Origin of the sequence: Streptomyces sp. Wb2n-11 (assembly GCF_001049855.1) — a bacterium.
Taxonomy (GTDB): Bacteria; Actinomycetota; Actinomycetes; order Streptomycetales; family Streptomycetaceae; genus Streptomyces; species Streptomyces altiplanensis.
In genome coordinates this window covers 4,953,045-4,976,707 of sequence record NZ_CVPB01000001.1, presented here as the reverse complement: position 1 = coordinate 4,976,707, position 23,663 = coordinate 4,953,045, and the positions used below count along the sequence as shown (strand labels likewise).

General features: G+C 72.3%; 23 protein-coding genes and 4 pseudogenes. 17 read left to right on the top strand and 10 right to left on the bottom strand.

What is annotated here, in order from left to right; genetic code table 11:
• Positions 1 to 51 precede the first annotated feature (51 nt).
• The 4 genes from BN1555_RS22625 (at position 52) to eda (ending at position 3,170) form a co-directional block, all read left to right on the top strand.
• A complete protein-coding gene (locus BN1555_RS22625) occupies positions 52 to 801 on the top strand; it encodes a MerR family transcriptional regulator (RefSeq protein WP_093801081.1) in 750 nt (249 codons plus the stop codon).
• Positions 802 to 886: 85 nt separating this feature from the next.
• The gene (locus BN1555_RS22620) at positions 887 to 1,591 is read left to right on the top strand and encodes a hypothetical protein (RefSeq protein ID WP_255306129.1); all 705 of its coding nucleotides are present in this window, start codon (positions 887 to 889) and stop codon (positions 1,589 to 1,591) included.
• A gap of 98 nt (positions 1,592 to 1,689) precedes the next feature.
• Positions 1,690 to 2,493, top strand: coding sequence for a peroxide stress protein YaaA (gene yaaA, locus BN1555_RS22615; RefSeq protein ID WP_093801080.1), 804 nt, complete (start codon positions 1,690 to 1,692; stop codon positions 2,491 to 2,493).
• A 59-nt stretch (positions 2,494 to 2,552) separates the two neighbouring features.
• The gene (gene eda / locus BN1555_RS22610; protein ID WP_093801079.1) at positions 2,553 to 3,170 is read left to right on the top strand and encodes a bifunctional 4-hydroxy-2-oxoglutarate aldolase/2-dehydro-3-deoxy-phosphogluconate aldolase; all 618 of its coding nucleotides are present in this window, start codon (positions 2,553 to 2,555) and stop codon (positions 3,168 to 3,170) included.
• 86 nt (positions 3,171 to 3,256) lie between these two features.
• On the opposite strand, the pseudogene BN1555_RS22605 reads toward eda, so the two are convergent.
• From BN1555_RS22605 to BN1555_RS22595, 3 genes and pseudogenes are all read right to left on the bottom strand, one after another.
• Positions 3,257 to 4,491: pseudogene (locus BN1555_RS22605) on the bottom strand (bifunctional RNase H/acid phosphatase).
• A 2-nt stretch (positions 4,492 to 4,493) separates the two neighbouring features.
• Positions 4,494 to 5,237, bottom strand: coding sequence for a zinc ribbon domain-containing protein (locus tag BN1555_RS22600; RefSeq protein WP_093803569.1), 744 nt, complete (start codon positions 5,235 to 5,237; stop codon positions 4,494 to 4,496).
• A gap of 31 nt (positions 5,238 to 5,268) precedes the next feature.
• Positions 5,269 to 6,117 (bottom strand): annotated as a pseudogene (locus tag BN1555_RS22595) (Nif3-like dinuclear metal center hexameric protein); the annotation flags it as partial.
• A 675-nt stretch (positions 6,118 to 6,792) separates the two neighbouring features.
• Here BN1555_RS22595 and BN1555_RS22590 point away from each other — a divergent pair.
• From BN1555_RS22590 to BN1555_RS22575, 4 genes and pseudogenes are all read left to right on the top strand, one after another.
• Positions 6,793 to 7,956: a hypothetical protein gene (locus BN1555_RS22590; protein ID WP_093801078.1), complete on the top strand. Its 1,164-nt coding sequence runs from the start codon at positions 6,793 to 6,795 to the stop codon at positions 7,954 to 7,956.
• A gap of 471 nt (positions 7,957 to 8,427) precedes the next feature.
• Positions 8,428 to 9,099, top strand: a pseudogene (locus BN1555_RS22585) (ABC transporter ATP-binding protein); the annotation flags it as partial.
• A 28-nt stretch (positions 9,100 to 9,127) separates the two neighbouring features.
• Positions 9,128 to 9,457, top strand: a pseudogene (locus BN1555_RS40515) (ATP-binding protein); the annotation flags it as partial.
• Positions 9,454 to 10,059, top strand: a complete 606-nt coding sequence (locus tag BN1555_RS22575) for a response regulator transcription factor (protein WP_093803568.1) — start codon at positions 9,454 to 9,456, stop codon at positions 10,057 to 10,059. The pseudogene BN1555_RS40515 and the gene BN1555_RS22575, both read left to right, overlap by 4 nt.
• Positions 10,060 to 10,093: 34 nt before the next feature.
• Here BN1555_RS22575 and BN1555_RS22570 read toward each other — a convergent pair whose 3' ends face one another.
• Positions 10,094 to 11,530, bottom strand: a complete 1,437-nt coding sequence (locus tag BN1555_RS22570; RefSeq protein WP_176710103.1) for an MFS transporter — start codon at positions 11,528 to 11,530, stop codon at positions 10,094 to 10,096.
• A 246-nt stretch (positions 11,531 to 11,776) separates the two neighbouring features.
• On the opposite strand from BN1555_RS22570, the gene BN1555_RS22565 reads away from it, so the two are divergent.
• The 3 genes from BN1555_RS22565 (at position 11,777) to BN1555_RS22555 (ending at position 13,471) form a co-directional block, all read left to right on the top strand.
• Positions 11,777 to 12,061 carry a hypothetical protein gene (locus BN1555_RS22565; RefSeq protein ID WP_255306128.1) on the top strand — a complete coding sequence of 95 codons (285 nt, stop codon included), beginning with the start codon at positions 11,777 to 11,779 and terminating at the stop codon, positions 12,059 to 12,061.
• Positions 12,062 to 12,203: 142 nt separating this feature from the next.
• Positions 12,204 to 12,632 (top strand): Rrf2 family transcriptional regulator, encoded by a 429-nt coding sequence (locus BN1555_RS22560; protein ID WP_093801075.1) that lies wholly within the window; start codon positions 12,204 to 12,206, stop codon positions 12,630 to 12,632.
• Between the two features lie 89 nt (positions 12,633 to 12,721).
• Positions 12,722 to 13,471, top strand: a complete 750-nt coding sequence (locus BN1555_RS22555) for an NIPSNAP family protein (RefSeq protein ID WP_093801074.1) — start codon at positions 12,722 to 12,724, stop codon at positions 13,469 to 13,471.
• Positions 13,472 to 13,686: 215 nt separating this feature from the next.
• Here BN1555_RS22555 and BN1555_RS22550 read toward each other — a convergent pair whose 3' ends face one another.
• The gene (locus BN1555_RS22550; RefSeq protein ID WP_176710102.1) at positions 13,687 to 14,616 is read right to left on the bottom strand and encodes a hypothetical protein; all 930 of its coding nucleotides are present in this window, start codon (positions 14,614 to 14,616) and stop codon (positions 13,687 to 13,689) included.
• A gap of 9 nt (positions 14,617 to 14,625) precedes the next feature.
• On the opposite strand from BN1555_RS22550, the gene BN1555_RS39095 reads away from it, so the two are divergent.
• A complete protein-coding gene (locus BN1555_RS39095; protein ID WP_176710101.1) occupies positions 14,626 to 14,901 on the top strand; it encodes a hypothetical protein in 276 nt (91 codons plus the stop codon).
• Between the two features lie 320 nt (positions 14,902 to 15,221).
• Here BN1555_RS39095 and BN1555_RS22540 read toward each other — a convergent pair whose 3' ends face one another.
• The gene (locus BN1555_RS22540) at positions 15,222 to 15,569 is read right to left on the bottom strand and encodes a DUF397 domain-containing protein (protein WP_093801072.1); all 348 of its coding nucleotides are present in this window, start codon (positions 15,567 to 15,569) and stop codon (positions 15,222 to 15,224) included.
• The gene (locus BN1555_RS22535) at positions 15,529 to 16,377 is read right to left on the bottom strand and encodes a helix-turn-helix domain-containing protein (RefSeq protein WP_093801071.1); all 849 of its coding nucleotides are present in this window, start codon (positions 16,375 to 16,377) and stop codon (positions 15,529 to 15,531) included. Before BN1555_RS22535 ends, BN1555_RS22540 begins: the two co-directional genes overlap by 41 nt.
• A 195-nt stretch (positions 16,378 to 16,572) precedes the next feature.
• Here BN1555_RS22535 and BN1555_RS22530 point away from each other — a divergent pair, with 195 nt between their 5' ends.
• The 4 genes from BN1555_RS22530 to BN1555_RS22515 all read left to right on the top strand — a co-directional run bounded on the left by BN1555_RS22530 (position 16,573) and on the right by BN1555_RS22515 (position 20,497).
• Positions 16,573 to 17,220 (top strand): class I SAM-dependent methyltransferase, encoded by a 648-nt coding sequence (locus BN1555_RS22530; protein ID WP_093801070.1) that lies wholly within the window; start codon positions 16,573 to 16,575, stop codon positions 17,218 to 17,220.
• Between the two features lie 22 nt (positions 17,221 to 17,242).
• Complete coding sequence (locus BN1555_RS22525; RefSeq protein WP_255306127.1) at positions 17,243 to 18,211, top strand: N-acetylmuramoyl-L-alanine amidase; 969 nt, start codon at positions 17,243 to 17,245, stop codon at positions 18,209 to 18,211.
• Positions 18,212 to 18,331: 120 nt separating this feature from the next.
• On the top strand, positions 18,332 to 19,171 hold the full coding sequence (locus BN1555_RS22520) for a DUF5336 domain-containing protein (protein WP_093801069.1): 840 nt from the start codon (positions 18,332 to 18,334) through the stop codon (positions 19,169 to 19,171).
• An 87-nt stretch (positions 19,172 to 19,258) separates the two neighbouring features.
• Positions 19,259 to 20,497: an IS30 family transposase gene (locus BN1555_RS22515; protein WP_093801068.1), complete on the top strand. Its 1,239-nt coding sequence runs from the start codon at positions 19,259 to 19,261 to the stop codon at positions 20,495 to 20,497.
• Between the two features lie 99 nt (positions 20,498 to 20,596).
• Here the strand turns inward: BN1555_RS22515 and BN1555_RS22510 are convergent, their stop codons facing one another.
• Entirely contained in the window at positions 20,597 to 21,382 is a 786-nt protein-coding gene (locus BN1555_RS22510) for a maleylpyruvate isomerase family mycothiol-dependent enzyme (protein WP_093801067.1), read from the bottom strand.
• A 73-nt stretch (positions 21,383 to 21,455) separates the two neighbouring features.
• On the opposite strand from BN1555_RS22510, the gene BN1555_RS22505 reads away from it, so the two are divergent.
• Complete coding sequence (locus BN1555_RS22505; RefSeq protein WP_093801066.1) at positions 21,456 to 21,749, top strand: hypothetical protein; 294 nt, start codon at positions 21,456 to 21,458, stop codon at positions 21,747 to 21,749.
• A 13-nt stretch (positions 21,750 to 21,762) separates the two neighbouring features.
• Here the strand turns inward: BN1555_RS22505 and BN1555_RS22500 are convergent, their stop codons facing one another.
• A complete protein-coding gene (locus BN1555_RS22500) occupies positions 21,763 to 22,830 on the bottom strand; it encodes a prenyltransferase/squalene oxidase repeat-containing protein (RefSeq protein ID WP_093801065.1) in 1,068 nt (355 codons plus the stop codon).
• A complete protein-coding gene (locus BN1555_RS22495; protein ID WP_093801064.1) occupies positions 22,827 to 23,573 on the bottom strand; it encodes a class I SAM-dependent methyltransferase in 747 nt (248 codons plus the stop codon). The genes BN1555_RS22500 and BN1555_RS22495 overlap by 4 nt, the downstream gene beginning before the upstream one ends.
• Between the last annotated feature and the right edge of the window lie 90 nt (positions 23,574 to 23,663).

Genomic DNA, 23,663 nt, shown 5'->3' with positions numbered 1-23,663 from the left:
CCAGGCCGGTCCGGTTGACCCTGCCGCAGCGTCAGGGTTTCTACTGGCCTCATGCGGATCGGAGAACTCGCCGCCCTCGCCGGGGTCACTCCCCGTGCCGTGCGGCACTACCACCACCAGGGCCTGCTGCCCGAGCCCCCGCGGCTGGCCAACGGCTATCGCGTGTACGGGGTGCGGCACGCCGTCCTCCTGGCCCGGATCAGGCGGCTGACCGGGCTCGGGCTCGGCCTGGACGAGGTGCGGGACGTCCTCGCCGACGACGCCGGGACCGAACTCGCCGTCGTACTGCGCGAACTGGACGCGGACCTCGCCCGCCAGGAGGCGGACGTCCGGCGGCGGCGGGCGCGGCTCGGCGAGCTGCTGGCGCAGGCCGAGGCCGGGACGCTGCCCGCCGAGGGTCCCGTGCCGCCCGCGCTGGCCGAGCTGCTGGGCGGGTTGCCGGTCACCGATTCGCCGTCGGCGGCGAAGGACCGGGACCATCTGACCCTGCTGGCCGGTGACGGGAAGAGCGATCAGCTGCTGGAAGCGCTCGCTCCGATGACCCGGGACCCGGGTGTGGTGGTGCTGTACGAGCGGCTCGACGCGCTGGCCGGCGCCTCCCGCGACGACCCCCGGATCGGGCCGCTCGCCGACGAACTCGCTGCGGCCGTGCCGGACGCCGCGATCGCCGCGATCCCGCCCGAAGGGCCCGCCGCCTCGGCCGGTACGTACGGGGAAGCCGTGCTCGCGGACTTCGCCCCCGCCCAGGCCGCCGTCGTACGCCGGGTGATGGAGCTGCTCGCGGAGAGGATGGAGCGGTGACGGGGCGGACCGCGGGGATCCTCGTCGTGGGAGCCGAGCTCGCCCTGGTCACGTGTCTGCCGGCCGGGATCGACGTACCGCCCCGGTGATCGTCGCCGCCGAGGTGCTGGTGCTCGCGGCGCTGGTGCGGCAGGCGTCGCGCATGCGACGGCTGTACGCCGAGGGGGGCCGGCCGGCGGTGCGCGCCGCCGCTCCGGTGCGGACGCTGCGGCTCGTGGAGCACGAGGTGCGGGCGCTGCACAGCCTCGCGCTCTGGCTCGCGAGGCGGCGGCACGGGGTCGGGCCCGGAGCGTACGCGGCGCCGTACACCGGGCCGCAGACGGCGCTGCTCTTCGGCCTGCTCTTCGCCGCCGTCGTCGAGACGGTGGTGCTGGCGCTGCTCATCCCGTGGCCGGCGGTGCACGCGGTCGTGCTGTTCCTGGACGTGTACACGGTGATCCAGATCCTCGGGCTGCACGCCGCCTGCGTGACCCGGCCGCACGTCGTCGGCGCGGACGGGTCGCTGCGGATCCGGTACGGCGTCTTCTACGACGTGCGCGTGCCGGCCGCCTCGGTCCGGTCCGTACGCGTCGAACGGCGCTACTCCGACACCGGGGAGGACGGTGTCCTCGGCCTCCGCGTGGGCGGGCAGACGACCGTCGTCCTGGAACTGACCGGGCCGGTCGCCTATCTGCGGCCGCTCGGGAAACGGGCCGAGACGCGGACCGTGCGCCTGCACGCCGACGATCCGCGCGCGTTCGTCGACGCCGTCACGCGGGCGTCGGACGGCTCGCCCGCGCAGCCCGCGTGACGGTCGGCGGGACGGCGGGGCGGGGCGGCCCGGCGGGGCCCGCTTACCCTGGCGTTTTGCCGTGTGTACGCGCGTCGTCGTCATCGAGGAGTTCCGCTGTGCTCGTGCTCTTGCCGCCGTCCGAAGGAAAGGCCGCCAGTGGCTCCGGCGCGCCCCTGAAGCCGGAGTCCCTGTCGCTGCCGGAGCTGGCCGGGGCGCGGGCCGCGGTGCTGGACGAGCTGGTGGAGCTGTGCGCCGCCGACGAGGAGAAGGCGCGCGCGGTCCTCGGCCTGAGCGAGGGGCTGCGCGGCGAGATCGCCAAGAACGTGGAGCTGCGGACCGCCGGGGCGCGGCCGGCCGGGGAGATCTACACCGGCGTGCTGTACGACGCGCTGGACCTGGCCACCCTGGACGCGGCCGCGCGGGCGCGGGCCCGGGAGTCGCTGCTGGTGTTCTCGGGACTGTGGGGTGCGGTGGGGATCGGTGACCGCATCCCCTCCTACCGGTGCTCCATGGGCGTCAAGCTGCCGGGGCTGGGGGCGCTGGGGGCGTACTGGCGGGGGCCGATGGCCGCGGCGATGCCGGTGGCCGCGGGTGACGGGCTGGTGCTGGACCTGCGGTCGTCGGCGTACGCGGCGGCCTGGAAGCCGAAGGGGGACGTGGCGGGGCGGACGGCGACCGTGCGGGTGCTGCACGCGCGGACCGACGCGGCCGGGGTCGAGAAGCGGTCCGTCGTCAGTCACTTCAACAAGGCGACGAAGGGGCGGATCGTACGGGACCTGCTCGTGTCGGGGGCGGCCCCGGCCGGGCCCGCGGAGCTGGTTTCGGCGCTGCGGGATCTGGGCCACGTGGTGGAGGCTTCGGCTCCGGAGAAGGCCGGCAAGGCGTGGGCGCTGGATGTGGTGGTGAGGCAGATCCACTGAGCGTTGCATGCTCTGCAACGCCCGTTGCGCACTGCGCCTGTCGACGGCAGGATGACGGCATGACTTCCGTACTGGACCTTGCGCCCGTCGTCCCCGTCGTTGTCCTGGAGGACGCCGCCGACGCGGTGCCGCTCGCGCGTGCGCTGGTCGCGGGCGGGCTGCCGGCGATCGAGGTGACGCTGCGGACCCCCGCCGCGCTCGACTGCGTCCGGGCCATCGCCGCGGAGGTGCCGGACGCGGTGGTCGGGGCCGGCACGGTGATCTCCCCGGCGGGCGTGGACGACGCGGTCGCGGCCGGGGCGCGGTTCCTGGTGAGCCCGGGGTGGACGGACGCGCTGCTGGACGCGATGACGGCGTCCGGGGTTCCGTTCCTGCCGGGGGTTTCCACGGCCTCGGAGGTCGTGGCGCTGCTGGAGCGCGGCGTGCGCGAGATGAAGTTCTTCCCGGCGGAGGCGGCGGGCGGCACGGCGTACCTGAAGTCCCTGGGCGCCCCGCTGCCCCAGGCACGCTTCTGCCCCACGGGCGGCATCACGCCGGCCTCGGCGCCGTCGTACCTGGCGCTGGGGAACGTGGGGTGCGTGGGCGGCACCTGGATGCTCCCGGCGGACGCGCTGGCCGCGAAGGACTGGGGCCGGGTGGAGACGCTGGCCCGGGAGGCGGCGGCGCTGCGGCGCTGACCCCGCCGGGGCCCGGGGCCGGCCCCGGGGAAGCACAGCGTGCGGTGCCGGACGCCGTTCCCGCGGGACCCGGCGTCCGGCACCGCTCACCGCAGGTGCGACGTGTCGTTCAGCAGACGCAGCGACGCGTTGCCGTCCGCGTAGTACGCCACCGCCGACAGCGACGCCGCCGAGAGTTCCATGCGGAACAGGGACTCGGGCGGAGCGCCCAGAGCCAGGCGTACGAGCGTCTTGACCGGGGTCACGTGGGTGACGACCAGGACCGTGCGGCCCGCGTAACGCGCGATCAGCTTGTCGCGCGTCGCCGAGACCCGTCGCGCCACCGTCGCGAAGCTCTCGCCGCCGCCCGTCGGCGCCGCCTTCGGGGAGGCCAGCCAGGCGTCCAGGTCCGCGGGGTAGCGCTCGCGCACCTCGCCGAACGTCAGGCCCTCCCACGCCCCGAAGTCCGTCTCGCGCAGGCCCTCCTCGACGCGTACGTCCAGGCCGAGCCGCGCCGCCACCGTGTCCGCCGTCTCGCGGCAGCGCCTGAGCGGGGAGCTGACGATCTCCTGGACGGTGCCGCGCGCGGCCAGGGAGGCGGCGACCGCCTCGGCCTGGCGGCGGCCGACCGCCGACAGCCCGGGGTCCGTACCGCCGCTTCCGGAGAACCGCTTCTCGGGGTGAGCGCGGTCTCGCCGTGGCGCAGCAGGACGAGGGTCGCGGGCGTGCCCAGATCGGCGGAGGCACCCCAGCCCACGGTGGGGGCGGCGACGGGCTCGGCCTCCGAGGCGTCCGGCAGGGTCAGCGGCTCGGCCACCGCCCGTCCCAGCGCCGCCCGGGCCTTGGCCGCACCGGCCACCGCGTCGCCCACCACCCGGGGAGGGCCGGAGACCAGGTCGGCCGTGGAAGCCGACGGCTCCCACTTCTTGCCCTTCTTGCCCGCGTCCATCGCCTCGTTGGCGAGCCGGTCGGCGTGCTTGTTCTTCTCCCGGGGGATCCACTCGTAGGTGACCCGGACCCGCGGGAAGACGGTCGCCGCCTCGGCAGCGAGCGGCTTCATGTCCGGGTGCTTGATCTTCCAGCGGCCGGACATCTGCTCGACGACGAGCTTGGAGTCCATGCGGACGTGGACGGTCGCGTCCGGTGCGAGCGCGTGCGCGGCGCGGAGCCCGGCGATCAGGCCCTTGTACTCCGCGACGTTGTTCGTGGCGACGCCGATGTACTCGGCGGCCTCGGCGAGCGTCTCCCCCGTCTGCGGGTCGAGGACGACCGCGCCGTAGCCGGCGGGGCCCGGGTTGCCCCGGGAGCCGCCGTCGGCCTCGATGACGAGGCTGCGTCCCATGGCTACAGGCCGGACTCGGACGTACGGACAAGGATGCGGCGGCAGTTCTCGCACCGCACGACCGCGTCGGGGGCCGCGGCCCGCACCTCGTTGACCTCGGTGATGTTGAGCTCCAGCTGGCAGCCCTCGCAGCGGCGCTGGTAGAGGCGGGCCGCGCCGACGCCGCCGGACTGGACGCGGAGCTTCTCGTACAGCTTGAGGAGGTCGGCGGGGATGGTGCCCGAGGCGACCTCGCGCTGCTTGGTCACCGTGGCGACCTCGGCGTCGATCTGCTCGAACGCGGCGTCGCGGCGCGCGGTGGCGTCGTCCACCTTGGCCTGGACGGAGGCGACGCGGCCGGACAGTTCGGCGACACGTTCCTGCAGGGACTCGCGGCGCTCCATGACCTCGAGGACGACGTCCTCCAGGTCGCCCTGGCGCTTGGCGAGCGAGACGAGCTCGCGCTGGAGGTTCTCCAGGTCCTTGGGGGACGAGACGGCCCCGGAGTCGAGACGCTGCTGGTCGCGCACGGCGCGCTGGCGGACCTGGTCGACGTCCTGCTCGGCCTTGGTCTGCTCGCGGGTGGTGTCGCTCTCCTCGGTCTGCGCGGCGACCAGCAGGTCGCGGAGCTGCGCGAGGTCCTTGGTGAGCGATTCGAGCTCGGCGTGCTCGGGGAGCGAGTTGCGCCGGTGGGCGAGCTGGGACAGGCGCAGGTCGAGGGCCTGGACGTCGAGAAGACGGATCTGGTCGGCGGGCGCGGCGTTCAGTTGGGGCTCCAGAAGGATCAAAGGGGGCGCGCGAGGCGCTCGTCGGAAGGGCGGTCGTGGGGGCGTGGTGGGAGGTCCAGGGGTCGGTGACGGTCTTCGAGACGTGGACGCGCAGGTCCCACCCGCGGCGGTCGGAGATCTCGTCGAGCTGTGCGGCGGCCTGCTCGCACCAGGGCCATTCGGTGGCCCAGTGCGCGGCGTCGATCAGCGCGAGGGGGGTCTGCTCGCGGGCCTCGGACGCCGGGTGGTGGCGCAGGTCCGCCGTGACGAAGGCGTCGACGCCGGCGGCCCGTACGTCGGCGAAGAGGCTGTCGCCCGAGCCGCCGCTGACGGCGACGGTGCTGATGAGCGCGTCCGGGTCGCCGGCGACGCGGATGCCCTGCGCGGTGGCGGGCAGCCGGGCGGCGACGCGGGCGGCGAAGTGGCCCAGGGTGGCCGGCGGGTCGAGTTCACAGACGCGGCCGAGGCCCCGGCGGCCCGTGGGGTCGGTGGGGTCGGGGACGAGGGGGCCGGTGACCCGCAGGTCCAGCGCTCCCGCGAGGGCGTCGGAGACGCCGGGGTCGGCGCTGTCGGCGTTGGTGTGGGCGACGTGCAGCGCAATGTCGTTCTTGATCAGGGTGTGCACGGCGCGGCCCTTGAAGGTGGACGCCGCGACCGTCGTCGTACCGCGCAGATAGAGGGGGTGGTGGGTGACGAGGAGGTCCGCGCCGAGCTCCACGGCTTCGTCGACGGTCTCCTGGACCGGGTCGACGGCGAACAGGACCCGGCTCACCCCGGCGTCGGGATCGCCGCAGACCGTACCGACCGCGTCCCAGCTCTCGGCCCGCTCCGGGGGCCAGAGGGCGTCGAGCGCGGCGATGACTTCAGACAGACGGGGCACGCAGACAGGTTACCTGCGCCACGTGCCCCGCCCGCCATGGCGTAGGCGGCCCGCCCGGCCGGCCCCACTTGACCGCATACGCGCGCAGGCCGTCGGGGACCCGGCCGGCGGCGGTCGCACCGGGCCCGAGGGGCCGGGTCTCGTCCGGAACGTCCTCGGCCTGCCCGTTCCTCACGGCGTCGAGCTGCTTCCGGAAGGCGTTGTCCCCGGCCTTGTCCCGGCCGGTGGCCTCGGGCCGCCGTAGACGCCGTAGACGCCGGTGGGGATCCGGTCGGCGTCCGCCGCGTCGATCCTCCCGGGGCCGACCCCGGCGGCGAGGCCGTTGATGCGCCGGTTCGCCGGGCGCGGCAGGCCCGCGTCCTCGCGGACGGCGCCGATGAAGGAGACCTTCGCGTACGGGTGGATCCTGCCGGGGAGGCGGGGAGGCAGGGAGGCAGCGGACCGTCGAGAGGGCGGGCTTCCCGGCGCCGGTGCCGGTGCCGGACCGCTCCGCCTTCTTCTCGGCGGCCTCGGTCGGGCATGCCTCACGCACAACCCCCGGCGCATCCCCCCAGCACACCCGCCCCGCCCCCTCAGCCGAACCGGGCGATGGCCACCCTTATGTGTGAAGTGCACGGTCTCGTGCTGTTCGGCAGGGAGGGGAAAACTAGCTTCGGTCACCGGAGGTGACTGACGATGACGGCCCCTGCCATCGAGACCGCCGCTGACGGCGACGCGCTGGGCGCGGTGGTGTTCACGATCGCCGCTGACGGTTCCTACGGCGCGCGGCTGGCGGGCGAGGGGGACGCGCGGTTCCCCGAGCGGTGGACGCTCGACGGACCCGAGCCCTACGCCGTGCCGCTCCCCGCCGACCAGCCCGAGGAGCCGGACACCGGGCTGCTGCCGCTGGCGGACGGGCGGGTGCTGATCCACCGGCGCCACGGCGGCGCCTCGCACTTCTTCGGCGGTGGCGGCGGACGGCACTCCTTCTCGCTGCTGTATCCGACGGGGCCGCGGACCGGGGAGCTGCCCGTCGGCGCGGTCGAGTGCGAGCGGCTCGTGCTGCTGCCGCCGGCCCCGGACGGCAGTCGCGCGTACGCCCTGGCCGTGGGCGGGGAGTCCACCACCGTATGGCTGGTGGCGGGCGGCGCCTTCGGGCCCGAGCGCGTCGCCGAGGTCGCGGGGCGCTGCTCGGGGGGCGTATGGCTCGACCGTGCGGGGCGGATGCTCGCCCTGGACCGGGAGGCCGACGGGGTGACGAAGACGGTGGCCGTCGACCTGGAGCGGGGCGGGGAGGTGACGCCGCTGCTCCAGATCGCGGAGGACAGCAACGACCGGCTGCTGCTCGCCGACGCGGACAGCGGGCTGCTGCTGATCAGGTCGGACGCGCCGGGGCACGACCGGCTGGGCTGGGGCGTGCTGGGGAGCATGCTCCCGGTGCGCTTCCCCGAGTGCCTGGGGCCCGCCGACTGCGCGGTGACGCCTTTCGCGGTGCAGCCGGGGCAGGAACTGATGCCGGAGAACTGCGCGGTGGCGCTGCGGATCGACGGGGCGGCGGGGAGCTGGGTCGGGGTGTGGCGTCCTTCCGGGCGCAGGCTGCACCACCTCGCGGCGCCGGCGGGGTGGCTGGCGGGGGCCGGGCTCTGGACGCGCGAGGGGGTGCTGCGACTGCCGTACGCGACGGGTGCGGTGCCGTGCGGGGTGGCCTCCGTCGAAGCCCCGGAAGACGTGGTGATCACCGAAACCGCACAAGCGGAACGCGCAGGTCGGGAACCATTCGCGGCCGGGGAGACTCCTGTGGTGTGCAAGCCCGTACCGCTGCAGCAGGCGCCCCTCACCGGGCGCGGGGCCCCTGGTTAGACTCGGCCCGGGGCTACGCAGCCGTTTGGCTGGACGCCGACGGTGACGGCGGGGCGGGCCTTGCACCACCTGAAAGTGATCGCAGCGATTCCAGGGGACCTCCCACCATGTCTGAAGCCCGAACCGACACGATCCAGACGCGGCCGCAGCCTTCGGCCGCCGAACGGGACGCCGCCGGCCGCTCCGGAAAGCACCGAGGGGGCGCGGCCACGACGGAGGATTCGAGCGCTCCGGCCCACGGCCGCCACCGCCGCCCGTAGGCGCGGCGTCAGGCGCGCTCCACGCGTGTCCAAGAGCATCGGACGGGCCCGGGAAACCGGGCCCGTCCGGCGTTCGGGCCCGCAAACCGGGGCGCGGCCGCCGCGTCAGTACATTTGTCCCGGCCCGGTCCGTACAAGCGCATCTGCCGGGACACCGCCCCCGCTCCATAACGTCGTCCGCATGACGACGACAAGGGACGACGGACCCGCGGTGAGCTTCGCGGGGGCGGTCAAGAGCTTCGGCGCGGTACGTGCCCTGGACGGGATCGGACTGGAGATCCGGCGCGGCGAGACCGTCGCGCTGCTCGGCCGCAACGGGGCGGGCAAGTCGACCGCCCTCTCGCTGCCGCTCGGCCTCGACGAGCCCGACGAGGGCCGGGTCCTCCTCTTCGGGGACAGCCCGGCGCGGGCGGTACGGGCCGGACGGGTCGGGGCGATGCTCCAGGACGGCCGGCCGGTTCCGCGGGTGACGGTGCGTGAGCTGGTCGCGTTCGTGGCGAGCACCTACCCGGGCCCGATGCCGGTCGCCGAGGCGCTGGACCTCGCCGGGCTGGGCGAGTTCGGGAACCGCCGGGTCGACAAGCTCTCCGGCGGCCGGACACAGCGCGTCCGCCTCGCCGTCGCCCTCGCGGGCTCCCCCGAACTGGTCGTCCCGGACGAGCCGACCGCCGCCCTCGACGTGGAGGCCAGGCGCGCCTTCTGGGAGTCGATGCGGGCCTACGTCGGCCGCGGCAACACCGTGCTCTTCTCCACCCACTACCTGGAGGAGGCCGACGACAACGCCGACCGCATCGTCGTCGTCGACCGGGGCCGGATCGTCGCCGACGACAGCGGCGACCGCCTCAGGCGCGCGGCCGGCGGTAGCCTCGTCCCCTTCGACGTCGACGTCGACGTACGGGGCCGCCCCTGTCCCGCAGACGGAGGCGCTGCTCGGATGGGTGGTACGGGAGGCCGTCACCGACGCCGTGCGGCACAGTGGAGCGGACCGCTGCGAGATCGTGGTGGACAGCTCGCCCGAACGCGTCCATGTGAAGATCACTGGCAACGGCCGCGGCGTAAGCTCCGGGCAGCCCGCCACCGGCGCCGGCGGCGCGGGCCTGAAAGGGCTCACCGAACGCCTCGCGGCGGCCGGTGGCACGCTCGACGCCGGCCCCTCCGCCCGCGGCGGCTTCCCGGTGAGCGCCGAACTGCCCGTGGGCACCGACCTCGAACCGGAACCAGAACTGGAGCCCACCCCATGATCAGAGTCCTCCTCGCCGAGGACCAGGGCATGATGCGCGGCGCCCTCGCCCTGCTGCTCGGCCTGGAACCGGACATCGAGGTCGTCGCCCAGGTGTCCGCGGGCGACGAGATCGTGGACGCCGCCCTCATGTCCCGCCCCGACGTGGCGCTCCTCGACACCGAGCTCCCGGGCCTCAGCGGGCTCGACGCCGCCGCGCTGCTGCGCGACCAGGCCCCCGACTGCCGGGTACTGATCCTCACCACCTTCGGCAGGCCCGGCTACCTGCGCCGCGCGATGGAGTCCGGCGCGGCGGGCTTCCTGGTCAAGGACGGCCCGGTGGAGGAGCTGGCGGTGACGATCCGGCGGGTGCTGACCGGCGAGACCGTCATCGACCCGGTGCTCGCGGCGGCCGCCCTCAGCTCCGGACCCAGCCCGCTCACCGCGCGCGAGTGCGACGTACTGAACGCGGCGGTGGACGGGGCGACCGTCGCGGACATCGCCGGGAAACTGCATCTGTCCGAGTCGACCGTACGGAACTACCTGTCGTCGGCGATCGGCAAGACCGGCACCCGCAACCGCATGGAGGCGGTACGGGCGGCGAGGCAGCAGGGCTGGCTCTGACCCCTTCTCCCGCGTTCTCCCGCGTTCTCCCGCGCTACGCCTGCTTCCTGCGGTGGCGCGGCAGCCAGACCAGCATCAGCACCACCCCCGCGAGCAGCGCCCCCGCCCCCACCCTGAACGCCAGCGCGTATCCCGCCGTCAGCGCCTGCGCGCCCGCCTCGCCCGCCGTCCTGGACGCCGCGACCGTCGACAGCACCGCGAGGCCGAGCGCGCCGCCCATCGTGCGGGAGGTGTTGATCATCCCCGAGAGGAGCCCGGCGTCGCCCGGCTCGCCGCCCGACGTCGCGAGCGAGGCCAGCGGGGTGGAGGCGAGGCCCGCACCGGCCATCATCAGGACGCCCGGGCCGAGGACGGCCGTGAGGTACGTCCCTTCGGCGCTCATCGTGGACTGCCACGCCATTCCGCCCGCCGCCATCAGGGCGCCGGTGATCGCGACCCGGCGGGCACCGGCCCTGGCCATGAGGCGCGGGGCCAGCTTCGAGCCGAGGACGATGCTCAGCGAGCTGGGGACGAGGGCGAGCCCGGCGCCGAGCGGGGTGTAGCCCAGCACGTTCTGGGCGTACAGCGTCATGAAGAACCACATGGAGAACATCGCGGAGCCGTTCACGAACATCGCCGCGTTCGCCGCCGAGACCGCCCGCACCCGGAAGAACTTCAGCGGCATCAGCGGTGCCGCGGTCCGCGCCTCCACCGCCACGAAGGCGCCGAGGAGGGCCGGCCCGGCGGTCAGCGGGACCAGGGTGGCCGCCGCCGCCCAGCCCTCGGCCTCGGTCTGCGCGATCCCGTACGCCAGGGTCGCGAGCCCGGCCGTGACCAGCAGCGCGCCGGGCAGGTCCAGGCGCCGGCCGTCCCTGGAGTGGCTCTCGACGAGCCACAGGGCCGCGCCGGCCAGGACCAGCGCGCCGACCGGCACGTTGATCAGCAGCACCCAGCGCCAGGACAGCGCGTCCGTCAGTACGCCGCCGACGAGCCCGCCCGCGGCCCCGCCGCCCGCGCCGACCGCCGACCACGTCCCTATGGCCCGTGTCCTGGCGGGTCCCTCGGGGACGGCCGAGGTGAGGATGGTGAGCGTCGCGGGCGCCAGCACCGCCGCACCGAGTCCCTGCACCGCGCGGGCGGCCAGCAGGTGCCAGTCCTCCTGCGCGAGCCCGCCCGCGAGGGACGCGGCGGTGAACAGGCCGAGCCCGGTCAGGAAGGTCCGCTTGCGGCCGAACAGGTCGGCGGCGCGCCCGCCGAGGAGCATGAACCCGGCGAAGGCGATCGAGTACGCGTTGACCACCCATTGCAGGCCGATCGCGCTCAGCCCGAGGTCCGCGCGCATCGAGGGCAGCGCGACGTTGACGACGGAGACGTCGAGGACGACGAGGAACTGCCCCGCGCAGGCTGCCAGGACCACGGTCCAGGTCCGCAGGGGGCGCGGTGGGCGGGAGGAGGCGCGGGCGGGCTCGGTGTCTGTGTGCGGCTGGACCATGGGTGTCATGGTCCCAGGTGCCTGTCGGCCCGTACATCCTGCCATCGGCGTACGCCCGCAGCCCTGGGCCTCTCTGGCGGGGCGTCAGGAGTTCGCGCGGTCGCCGAGCTGCTGAAAGGGGGAGGTGACGGCCTGGATTCCGGGTGCCGGCCGGGGCGGGGGGCGAGGGCCGCCGGAACGCGCGGTGCGAACAGGGGGTGACGCCGCGTCTGCCGGCGTGACACCCTGACGGCCTTGATCATCAGGGTGAGTGAAGCACGCGCACGTCCTGAACGTTTCGAGGCGTTCCGCGACATGATCGTCCCGGCGGTACGCGAGTTTCCCAGCCGCTACCCGGGGCTGGTGGACCACGAGGTACTGCTCGCGCCGCCCGACTCGCTGCTGTACGTCAGCCGCTGGCGCGGCGAGCAGGACCTGGCCGGCTACGCCGGCGAGAACTGGCGTGACCAGCCCGTGGTCCTGCCGGGCGAGGACGAGCACCTCGTGGCACCACTTCGGGTGCGGCACTTCACGCTCGCGTCTCTGGGCTGATCCAACTGCGGGCGGTACCAGCTGCTTTCACGCCTCACGCCTCACGCCTCACGCTCTCCGCGCCGCGCCGGGCTCCGGGCGGTTGACGTGTCTTGACTGCGGACGCGCCTGTAACAGAAGCTGTTGCAGCAAGGAGGAAGCAATGGCGGCGAACAGCCGATTGACCATCGCGACGCACGCACTGGCCTGGCTGGCACTGGCGCAGCGCCGCGGCCAGGAGGTGCTCACCTCGGAGCAGGTCGCGGCCAGCGTCAACACCAACCCCGTGATCATCCGGCGCAGCCTCGGTGACCTGCGGCGAGCCGGTCTGGTGGAGGTCCGCCACGGCGCCGGCGCGGGCTGGAGCCTGGCCCGCGGGCCGGAGGAAATCACCCTGCTCGAAGTGCACGACGCCGTCGGCGCGCAGCCGCCGTTCGGCCTGCACCGCACCGAGCCCAACCTGGAGTGTCCGGTCGGCCGGGGCATCCGGCCCGCTCTGGGCGAGGTCTACGACCGGGCCGAGCAGGCCATGCGGCGGGAGCTGGCGGGCACGTCGATCGCCGACGTACTGCGCGAGACGCTGGTGAACTAGCCGTCAGGCCGGTGGCCGGGCGGTCGCCGTGCCGCATACCGCTTGTTGTAACAAAGACTGTTCCAGCAACTGAACGAGGAGCGAGACTGTTGAAACCCTTACGGTGTCCGGTCGTCGAACTGCGGCAGTACACCCTGCGCCCAGGGCAGCGGGACGTACTGATCGACCTGTTCGACCGGGAGTTCGTCGAGCCCCAAGAGGCAATGGGCATGACCGTCCTGGGGCAGTTCCGCGACCTGGACGCCCCCGACCGGTTCGTCTGGCTCCGCGGCTTCGACGACATGCCGAGCCGCGCCGAGGCACTGGAGCGCTTCTACGGCGGGCCGGTCTGGCAGGCGCACCGCGACCGGGCCAACGCGACGATGGCCGACTCCGACGACGTCCTGCTGCTGCGGCCGGCCTCGGCGCGCGGCGGGTTCCCCGTCCCGGCCGCCGCCCGGCGAGCCCCCGGCGAACCGGCGGCATGGCCGCCGTCATCGCCACCACCGCTGGTCCTCGCCACGATCTGGTACGGCCACGGTCCGTTCGACACCGCGTTCGTCGAGTTCTTCGAGCAGCGGGTACGGCCCGTCCTGGCCGAGACCGGCGGCGAACCACTGGCGTACCTGCGGTCGGAGCACGCCCCGAACACCTTCCCGGCGCTACCGGTACGGACGGACGAGGAGGTCTTCGTATGGTTCGCGCGTTTCGCCGGCGAAGGCTACATCGACGACCACCTGAACCGCCTGCGGCGTTCGGAACGCTGGCGCGAGGGGGTGCTGCCGACCCTTTCGAAACGGTGGGCCAGGGCCCCGCAGCGGCTACGGCTGGCGCCCACGGAGCGGTCGATGCTGCGGTGAGGTGAATTCCGAGGGCAGCCGACGGGCGGAGGGCGAGCGGCTCGTCAACCGTATGAGGCAGTGGCGAGCCTGACGCCGAGCCACAGCCGCGCCGTATCGCTCCCTGTGTTCACACGCCACGTCACCGAAGGCCCGAGCGGAAGAAGGCCCACTGTGAATTCGTCGCGGAGGGCCTTCTCGCGGCCTACCCGGAGTCTGGAACCGGCCTCGTGGCTTTACTCTTTGGGAAGGGTGCCCACACATTCAGAGAACGGGCCGTTCTGCACGCATTCGAACAGCGCGCTCCACTTGCCGCCTTCATTGGCACCCGCAGCCACCGTATTGGCACACGACGGGTCAGAAAGGCCCCAGAGAGATCCGTCCGGCCAGCCGGCCTCATTCGTTCGGCTCTCTATCGCCTCGACACAGGCCGAGGGTGCTCCGAGACGCTTGACTTCTTCCATGAGTTCCTGGAACTGGGAATTCTGGGAGGCGCCGGCCAGCTGGTCCACCGTTGCCTGCGCGTCATTCCGCTCCTGCTCCGACGCATCCGGGTTCTGGGCTGTCACCAGTGCTTCGCTGTTCCTCTCGACGACCTGCTTGATGCTGTCCTGATCCTGCGGATTCTCCGGCTTCGTGTTCGGGTTCTGAATTGCCTTCAGCGCGTCGAGGGTCTTCTTCACGCCCGTCTCGATCTTCTTCTGTTGCTCCGGCTTCTTCACCTCCCCCTTCGCGAGCTTCGCCAGTGCGTCGCTGAGCAGCTCCACCCGCGCCTTGTAGTACGCCTTGTCCGCAGGCTTCGTCTCGGGGGATTGCATGACCGTCACCCAAATGGCAAGGTCATCGGCTATATCCCTGTACACGGCCCGGTCGTTCGCCGACTTCTTCGGATCCTGGGCTATTTGCAGCGCTCCGGTGATCCCGGCCAGGAACTTCGTGTACGTGGCCTTGTCCTCTGCCGACGTATTCGGGTCGTCGATGACGTTCAGCGTTCTGCTGATATCGGCCACAATGGCTGCGTATATCTCCTTGTCCACATTCGATGCGGTCGGGCTGTTGATTATCTTCAGCGCCTCGGTCAGCACCTTGTCCAGGTTGGCCCTCACCTGCTGCGGTGCGTCCCCTACCTGATCCTGGACTTTCTTCTGCTCCTCAGGCGTGTTCAACTGCTTCAGTTGCTGCTGCTGGTTCTGTTCCTGCTGGTTCTGTTCCTGCTGGTTCTGTTCCTGCTGGTTCTGTTCCTGCTGGTTCTGTTCCTGCTGATTCTGTTCCTGCTGGTTCTGCTCCTGCTGATTCTGCTCCTGCTGATTCTGCTCCTGCTGCGGTGGCGGGTCCTGCTGCTCCTGCTGGGGAGGGGGATCCTGCTGCTCCTGCTGCGGTGGCGGGTCCTGCTGCTCCGGCTGCGGTGGCGGGTCCGGGGGTCGGGAGGCCCCGCCATCGCCGTAACGTGAGTGAGGGCATCAGGCGCTGCCACAGCAGTGCCCATGCCTACTGGAAGTGCGAGCGCGGCAGTCAAGCAGGACGCGCCAACAATGCGGGGGATTCGCCGTCGGGCGGTTCTGGCCATGATGGTTCCAGATGCACTTGTGATGTGTCGCCTTGCCCTTGCGGACGTGGTCCCGGCGGCTCAGGGTCACCGGAGATCCCTACCTCAACGGTGTACAGGCGTTATAAGAACCACCTTTCGCCCCCTCGCCACATCCCGCAACCCGGGCGCCACGCCCTGACTCACCGGGCGGGGCCGTACTGTCCGCCGGCCCCGCCCGGCGGACTAGACCGCGCCGTCGGCCGCCGCCGCCACGAAGGCCGCGAAGGCGGAGGGCGCGACGGTGAAGGCGGGTCCTCCGGGGTTCTTGGAGTCGCGGACTGCGATGCGGCAGGGCTGGGCGGCGATCTCGACGCAGTCCCCGCCCGTGTCACCGCTGTACGACGCCTTGCGCCAAGCGGTGGCGCCGAGGGGGGCGCACTCGACGCACTGGCCGCCGGTGTCACCGCTGTACGACGCCTTGCGCCAAGCGGTGGCGCCGAGGGGGGCGCACTCGACGCACTGGCCGCCGGTGTCACCGCTGTACGACGACTTACGCCACCGCGCGCCCGTCAGGTTCCGGTTCGTTCCCATAACGCTCCTCCATTACGCGGGCGATCAGCGCTGCCGAATCCTCCACGGAGAGCGCGGCGGCCTGCAAATGATCGTAACGGAGCGAACCCTCCCTGAAGGCTTGCGAATTGGCCGTCATATGGCCCTGGACGAAGTCCTCGGTGTAGACGATGTCCGGGTCGTCCTCAAACCGTAGAAGATTGAACGAGCCCATCAGTCCCGCATGCTCACCGGCCGTGAAGGGCAGGATCTGCGCCTTCACCCACTCCCGCCCCTGCACCTCCAGCAGATGGGCGAGTTGGTGCCGCATGACCTCCCGGCCGCCGATCTCCTGGTGCAGTACGGCCTCACTCAGCACCACCCAGATCAAGGGCGGCTGCTCCCGTTCCAGGATGCGTTGCCGTTCCATACGGGCTGCGACCTTCGCATCGAGATCGCCCTCGGTACGCACTCCCAGCACGGCCCGTGCGTACTCCTGCGTCTGGAGCAGCCCATCAACCAGCTGGGCCTGGAACGACGAGATGTACGCCGCCTTCGCCTCCATCTCCGCGTACGCCTGGAACCACGTCGGCAGCTGACTCCGCAGCACCAGCCCCACCAGTCGCGAGAACACCCCGCCCGTCCCCAGCGCCGCGTCCACGCGCTCCGAGAAGTCGCGGGTCGGCACCTTCCTCGCCGTCTCGATCTGCCCGACCAGCGAGCCCGTGCAGAAGACGCAGCCTCCCAGCTCCCCCTGGTTCAGGCCGGCCTCCTCCCGCAGGCGGCGCAGTTCCGATCCGTAGTAGTCCAGCGGCGAAGCGCCGGGATCGAGGTCGCGGATGTTGACCATGGGACGGTCCCCCCAAGCTGACGCCGTGCGGCGTTCGGTTCGGTACGTAGCCGAGCGTAATCACATCACCACACTCCGGTGACGCGAATCACACAACTGGCTGTCCGCGGCCCGGAGGCAGGGCGGTGCAACGGCCCGGGAACGACGTGAAGCGATAATGGGCGGCCCGTACGTACCGACCAGTAGGAGAACCCCATGGCCGCCGCCGCTCCCAAGCCGGAGACGCTCGCCGCCTTCGCCGCCGCCAAGGGCTTCATGCCGGTACGCGAGGGGCTCGCCCTGTACGCCGCCGCCACCGAGGCCGCCGCGCTCGGGCTTCCGCTGTTGGAGGTCGGCACGTACTGCGGACGCTCCACGATCCTCCTCGCCGACGCCGCCCGCGAGGCCGGCACGGTCGCCGTGACCGTCGACCACCACCGGGGCAGTGAGGAGCAGCAGCCGGGCTGGGAGTACCACGATCCGACGGTCGTGGACCCGGAGGTCGGCCTGATGGACACCCTGCCCACCTTCCGCCGGACCCTCCACAAGGCGGGCCTCGAAGACCACGTGGTGGCGATCGTCGGGCGTTCGCCGCAGGTCGCGGCCGTCTGGGGCGGTGAGGTCGGCCTCGTCTTCATCGACGGCGGACACACCGACGAGCACGCGAACGGCGACTACGAGGGCTGGGCCCCCCACGTCGCGGCCGGCGGGCTGCTCGCCATCCACGACGTCTTCCCGGACCCGGCGGACGGCGGCCAGGCCCCGTACCGCGTGCATCAGCGCGCCCTCGCGTCCGGTGCCTTCACCGAGATCTCCGTGACCGACTCGCTGCGCGTCCTGCGTCGTACATCCTCGGGGATCTGACCGGCCCGGATAGCATCGCCGCGTGTCGTACGACAGCCAGCCCCCCACTTCGCCTCCTTCCCCCACTCCTCCTCGCCTCTTCGGCCCCAGGGCCCTCGCCGTCGCGGTCGCCGTGCTCGCGCCGGCCGCCCTGGCGGGCTGGTTCGCGTGGCAGGCGATGAGCGGCCCCGGCGACGGCGGGCCGACGGTGATGCCGCTGCCCGACAAGAGCCGGTCCGCGACGGCGACCGCCTCGAAGCCGGCGCCCACGCCCACGCCCACGACCGCCCCGACATCCACGCCGTCCGGACCGAAGGACGACAAGCCGGACCGGGCCGGGCCGCTCACCGGCAAGGTCGTGGTGATCGACCCCGGCCACAACCCCGGCAACTTCCGCCATACGAAAGAAATCAACAAGACCGTCGACGTCGGAACGCACCGCAAGGAGTGCGACACCACCGGCACGTCCACCAACGACGGTTACACCGAGGCCGCGTTCACCCTCGACGTCTCGCGCCGCCTGCGCGCTCTCCTGGAAGAGCAGGGCGCGACGGTCGCGCTGGTGCAGAACGACGACCGTCCGTACGGCCCCTGCGTCGACGAGCGCGCCCGTATCGGCAACGAGGCGAAGGCCGACGCCGTCGTCTCCGTCCACGCCGACGGCTCGGCGGTCGGCAACCGCGGCTTCCACGTGATCCTGCCCGCCGCAGTGAAGGCCGGCGCCGCGGACACCGCGAAGATCGTCGGCCCCTCGCGCGAACTCGGCACGCGCATCGCGGGGAAGTTCGTCCAGGCGACCGGCATGGCGCCCTCCAACTACGTGGGCGACGGCACGGCGTTGGACGTGCGCGAGGATCTCGGTGGTCTCAATCTGACGACTGTGCCGAAAGTGTTCGTCGAATGCGGCAATATGCGTGACCCGAAGGACGCGGCCCTGCTGGCAAGCGGCGGCTGGCGTCAGAAGGCGGCGCGGGGAATCTCCGACGGCATCGGCAGCTACCTCAAGGGGTAGGTCCGATACCCGGCGGCCGACCCTGCCGGGGGGACGATACATTCATCCGTACGATGGGGAGCTTCCCCCGAGCTTCGCACTGTGCCGCCCCGACGAGTCGACCCACTAAGGACCTTCAAAGTGAACATCCGCTCCCTCACTCGAGGCGACGGCGTGGTGATCGGAGCAGCGGTGGTGCTGTTCATCGCCTCGTTCCTCAGCCTTGTCTCCGTGCCCGAATGCAGTGGCGAGTTCTGCCCGAGTTCGTCCTCGTCACCCAGTGCGTGGGACTCGCTGGGCCTGCTGATGAGCATGTTCCTCGCCGGTGTCATCGCCGCGGCGCTGATCATCCTCAGCCGCGCCATGCCGGGGCGCAAGGTCGCTGGTCTGGACCTCGGGCAGTTCGGGGTGGCCTTCGCCGTCTTCGCGCTGTGGACGGCCTTCTGGACGCTCATCGACATGCCCGGTGACGCGGGCGCCGGTATGATCCTCGGTCTGCTGGCCACCCTCGTGCTCGCCGCCGCCGCCGTCGCGGCCCCGCTCGTCCCGGCCCTCAAGGCCCCGCTCATGGGTGCCCCGAAGCCGCAGGTCGCGCAGCCGTACGGCGGCCAGCCCGGTCAGCCGGGCCCCGGCGGCTACGGCTACCCCGGCGCCCAGCAGCAGCCCTACGGCGGTCAGCCGGGCCAGCCCGGCCCCGGTCAGCAGCAGTCGTACGGCGGCCAGCCGCAGGCGCAGCAGACCCCGGCCCCGCAGGGGCAGCAGCAGGGCGGCGCGCCGGCCTCCGACTTCGCGCCGTTCTGGTTCGCGGTGCCGGTCGCCCGTCCGCTGTACGCCGAGGACGGTTCGCCGACGCCGATCGCCGAACTCGCGCCCGGCACCTGGTACCTGGCGGTGGAGCAGCGCGGTCCCGGTCTGGTCGCCCAGACGCAGGACGGCCGCCGCGGTGTCCTCCAGGACACCACCGGCATCCAGCGCGGCTGACGCCACACGCCCCGCCCCAGCACAACGGCCCCCCGCCCCTTCCTTCCGTTCTAGTGGTCGTCGCAACACCCCAGTTCAGGGGATGCGATGGACTTCAAGATTCGGGAGGACCGGGGGCAGGCTCCAGGCCGTAGGGCCCTGGTCCGTGAGCGGGAGGAATACTTCCGGCTCATGGACCAGGGCGTCAGCAGCATGGAGGCTTGCCGGATCGTCGGCATCAACCGGCGCACCGGGAAGCGGTGGCGCAACGGACGCCAGGCCACGGGAAGCACGCGCGGTGCACCGCCGATCCGTCGGCCGCTCAGCTCTGACGGCTCGTCGCGGTATCTGCGCGCGGCCGACCGCATCCACATCGCCGACCGCCTGCGAGAGAAGGCGTCGATCCGGCAGATAGCTTCTGAGCTGGGCCGGAGCCCTTCCACCATCAGTCGGGAGATACGCCGCAACGGCATGCCACTGCGCGGGGACGCCTCTCGGTGGGCCTACCGGCCGCACGCCGCCCAGTCCCGTGCCGACGCCCGCCGGCCTCGGCCGAAGCCGGGCAAGATCGGCCAGAACCCGGAGCTGCGGGACTTCATCCAGCACCACCTCGAACGGCGCTGGAGCCCCGAGCAGATCTGCCAGGCTCTGCGGGCACGCTTCCCCGACCGGCCGGAGATGCACGTGACCCACGAAACCGTCTACCAGGCCCTCTACGTCCAAGGCCGCGGCGACCTGCGCCGGGAGCTGGCCAAGGCACTGCGCACGGGCCGCACAATGCGCCGGCCTCACCGGCAGTCCTACCGGCGCCAGCCACGCATGGCCAGGGACATGGTGATGATCAGCGACCGGCCTGCCGAGGCAGCCGACCGGGCTGTCCCCGGGCACTGGGAGGGCGACCTCATCATCGGCAAGGCCCACAAGTCCGCGATCGGCACGCTGGTGGAGCGCTCCAGCCGCTTCGTCACCCTGGTGCACCTGCCCGACGGCCGCCGGCCCTCACAGATGCGGGACGCGCTGATCGAGACCGTCTCGACCCTGCCCGCCCAGCTCAGACGCTCCCTCACCTGGGACCAGGGCTCCGAGATGCACCTGCACACGGAGTTCAGCATCGCCACCGACATGCCGGTCTTCTTCTGCGACCCGGGAAGTCCCTGGCAGCGCGGCTCGAACGAGAACACCAACGGCCTGCTGCGGCAGTACTTCCCCAAGGGCACCGACCTGGCCCGCTACACCCGTGAGGAGCTGGACGCCGTCGCGGCTGAGCTGAACAGCCGACCACGCAAAACGCTCGGCTGGGAAACCCCAGCCGAGCGTCTCGCTAAGCTCCTGGCGACAGCCAGTTGATCAACTTGTGTTGCAACGACCCCTGGAATGCGCCTTCCGGGCGGGGGGCCGTTGTGCTGGGGCGACCCGGCCTGCGCCGGGTGCCCCTCGCCCCGGCGCTCAGCCGAAGGAGGAGCGCTCCAGCCAGAAGTCCAGCAGCTGCGCCTCGCCCAGCACCTCCACCCGGTCGCTGTCGGCGGGCAGCCTGCGGTAGAAGACCTGGAGCACGTCGGTGAGCGGACCGCGCAGGGCGACCGTGGCCTTCTCGTGGCCGCGGCGCCAGGTGAAGCCGTCCTCGCCGAACTCGATCAGCCACTCCGCGCCGGGCACGTCCGTCGCGTGGAGGTGGAGGGAGCGGCCCCCGCCGCGCCGCAGTTCCTTCACCTGCTCGTCGGTGCCGGTGGACTGCACCCAGGCGACGATCTCCAGCCATTCGTCGATGGTGTCCGAGGCGACGTCGGGATCCACCTCGAAGACGATCCCGGCGGCGATCGCCGCGTCCGCGCGGTGGACCACCGTCTCGTGGGCCATGCGGCGCGCCCAGAAGGCCGTGCTGTTGTCCCCGTTCCAGGACCACACCTCGGCGTCCGGCCCGGCCGTGCGCAGCGCGTCGACGGCCTTCCGCGCGCCCTCTTCCAGCCATGCGTCCAGGGCCGCCGGTTCGGCGTCCCCGGGGCCCGCGAAGTCGGGCACCTGGTCCTCGGGGACGGCCTCGGAAGCCTTCGTCCGTACGATCGCCTCGACCCAGCGGTGCGCGCCGCCGACATGGCGTGCGAGGTGGCCCAGAGTCCATCCGGGACAGGTCGGCACCTTCGCCGTCAGGTCGGCGTCCACCAGCACGGCTCTCAACAGGTCGGTCTGACGGACGACTTCATCACAATGACGTGCATATCCGAGGTCGGTCATACAGGCACTCTAATGGGGCCCGTCCGTACGGTCTCCCGGGTTTCGGCGGGCGTGAAGCGGCAACACGACGGGCATGTCCCCCCGCCATCGCAGTGGAAGCAGCCGGGCGGCGACGATCGTCGTCGTCATCGCCGACATCATGGCCTTCGTTCTCGGCCTGTGGATCCTGATGTACCTGCTGGACGCCAACCGCGCGAACGACTTGGTGAACTTCGTCCAGGACGCCGCCCGGTGGCTGGCCGGCTGGTCGCACGACCTGTTCACCTTCGACGAGGCGTGGGCGCGCGTCGTCGCCGGCTACGGTCTCGCCGCGCTCGTGTACCTCTTCGCCGGGCACGCGCTGGCGAACGTCCTGCGCCGCCACTGAAACGGCAACGTGGCTAGCAGCAGTCCGGGTCCAGGCCGAGCGGCAGCCGTTCGCCGCTGAAGACCGCGGTGGTCGCCTCGTCTCCCCCCAGGGCGGCCACCGCGAGCAGCAGCGACCCCGCCGTCCACGTCGTCTGCTCCCGCGGCCACACGGCGTCGTCGTCGAAGACGTATCCCGTCCAGTACATGCCGCCCGGCGCCCGCAGGTGCTGGATCGACTGGAGGATCTCCAGCGCCCGGTCCGACTCGCCCATCACCCACAGGGCCAGGGCGAGTTCGCAGCTCTCGCCCCCGGTCACCCAGGGGTTGGGGAGTATGCAGCGCACGCCCTGACCCGGGACGACGAACCGGTCCCAGTCCGCCTCGATGCGGGCCTTGGCCTCCGGTCCGGTCACCGCGCTCGTGAGGATCGGGTAGTACCAGTCCATCGAGTAGCGGCTCTTGTCGAGGAACCGCTCCGGGTGGCGCTGGATGGCGTGCCGCAGCGCGCCGACCGCCAGCTCCCAGTCGGGCTGTGGCTCTTCCCGCTGCTCGGCGATGGCGAGCGCGCAGCGCAGCGCCTGGTGGACGGAGGAACTGCCGGTCAGCAGCGCGTCGCCCACGGGCGTGCCGTCGTCCTCGCGCTTCCAGCCGATCTGGCCGCCGGGCTGCTGGAGCCCGAGGACGAATTCGGTCGCCGCGTAGACGGCCGGCCACATGCGGTCGATGAACGCGTCGTCGCCGGTGGCGAGGTAGTGGTGCCAGACGCCGACGGCGATGTACGCGCAGAAGTTGCTCTCGCGGCCCCGGTCGGTGACCCGCTCCGCGTCCCCGTCGTCGTACGCCGCGTACCAGGAGCCGTCCGCGTTCTGGTGCCTCGCCAGCCACGCGTAGGCGCGGGCGGCGGCGTCGTGCTCGCCGGCCGCGTCGAGCGCCATGGCGGCCTCGGTGTGGTCCCACGGGTCGAGGTGGTGGCCGCGGAACCACGGGATGGCGCCGTCCTCGCGCTGCACGGCGAGAATGCCCGCCACGGTCTCGGCGGCCTCGCCGGCGGTGAGGACACCGGGGAGGACCAGGTGTTCCGTACGTCCTGGAGTCGTCACTTGGCGGCCGCCGCTACCGACGGGGCCGGCAGGTGCGGCTTGGTCGCGTACGCCACGAAGCTCTTGCCGACCACCGGGTTGAGCAGCTGCTCGGCGATCCGCGTCGCCGCGGGCTTCTTCATGATGTCCCAGACCAGCAGCTTGTGGTACGCCCGGACCGGCAGCGCCTTGTCGTTGTCCACGCCGAACGCGCACTTCAGCCACCAGTAGGGCGAGTGCAGCGCGTGCGCGTGGTGCGTGCCGTACGGCTTCAGGCCCGCCTCGCGCATCTTGCCGAGCAGTTCGTCGGCCTTGTAGATGCGGATGTGGCCGCCCTCGACCTCGTGGTACGCGTCGCTCAGCGTCCAGCAGACCTTCTCGGGCCCGTAGCGCGGCACGGTGACGGCGATGCGGCCGCCCGGCTTCAGTACGCGGACCATCTCGGCCAGCACCCCCTTGTCGTCGGGGATGTGCTCCATGACCTCGGAGATGATCACGACGTCGAAGGAGGCGTCGGGGAAGGGCAGGTTGAGCGCGTCGCCCTCCATGGCGGTGGCGGTGGCGCCCGCCGGGGCCTCACCGGCCTCCTTCATGGCGGCGAACCACTTGGCGACCTCGCGGATCTCCTCGCCGTTCCGGTCGAGGGCCACCACCTGGGCGCCGCGCCGGTAGCACTCGAAGGCGTGCCGGCCCGCGCCGCAGCCCAGGTCGAGTACGCGATCGCCCGCGGCGAGCGGGAAGCGGGAGAAGTCCACGGTCAGCACGGGGTCTGCCCTTCCGGGTGGGGATGGTTGCGGCGCCGGGTCACCGGGCACGCGTGGCGGGGGGTGGCAGGGGTCGGGGGCGGGCGGTTT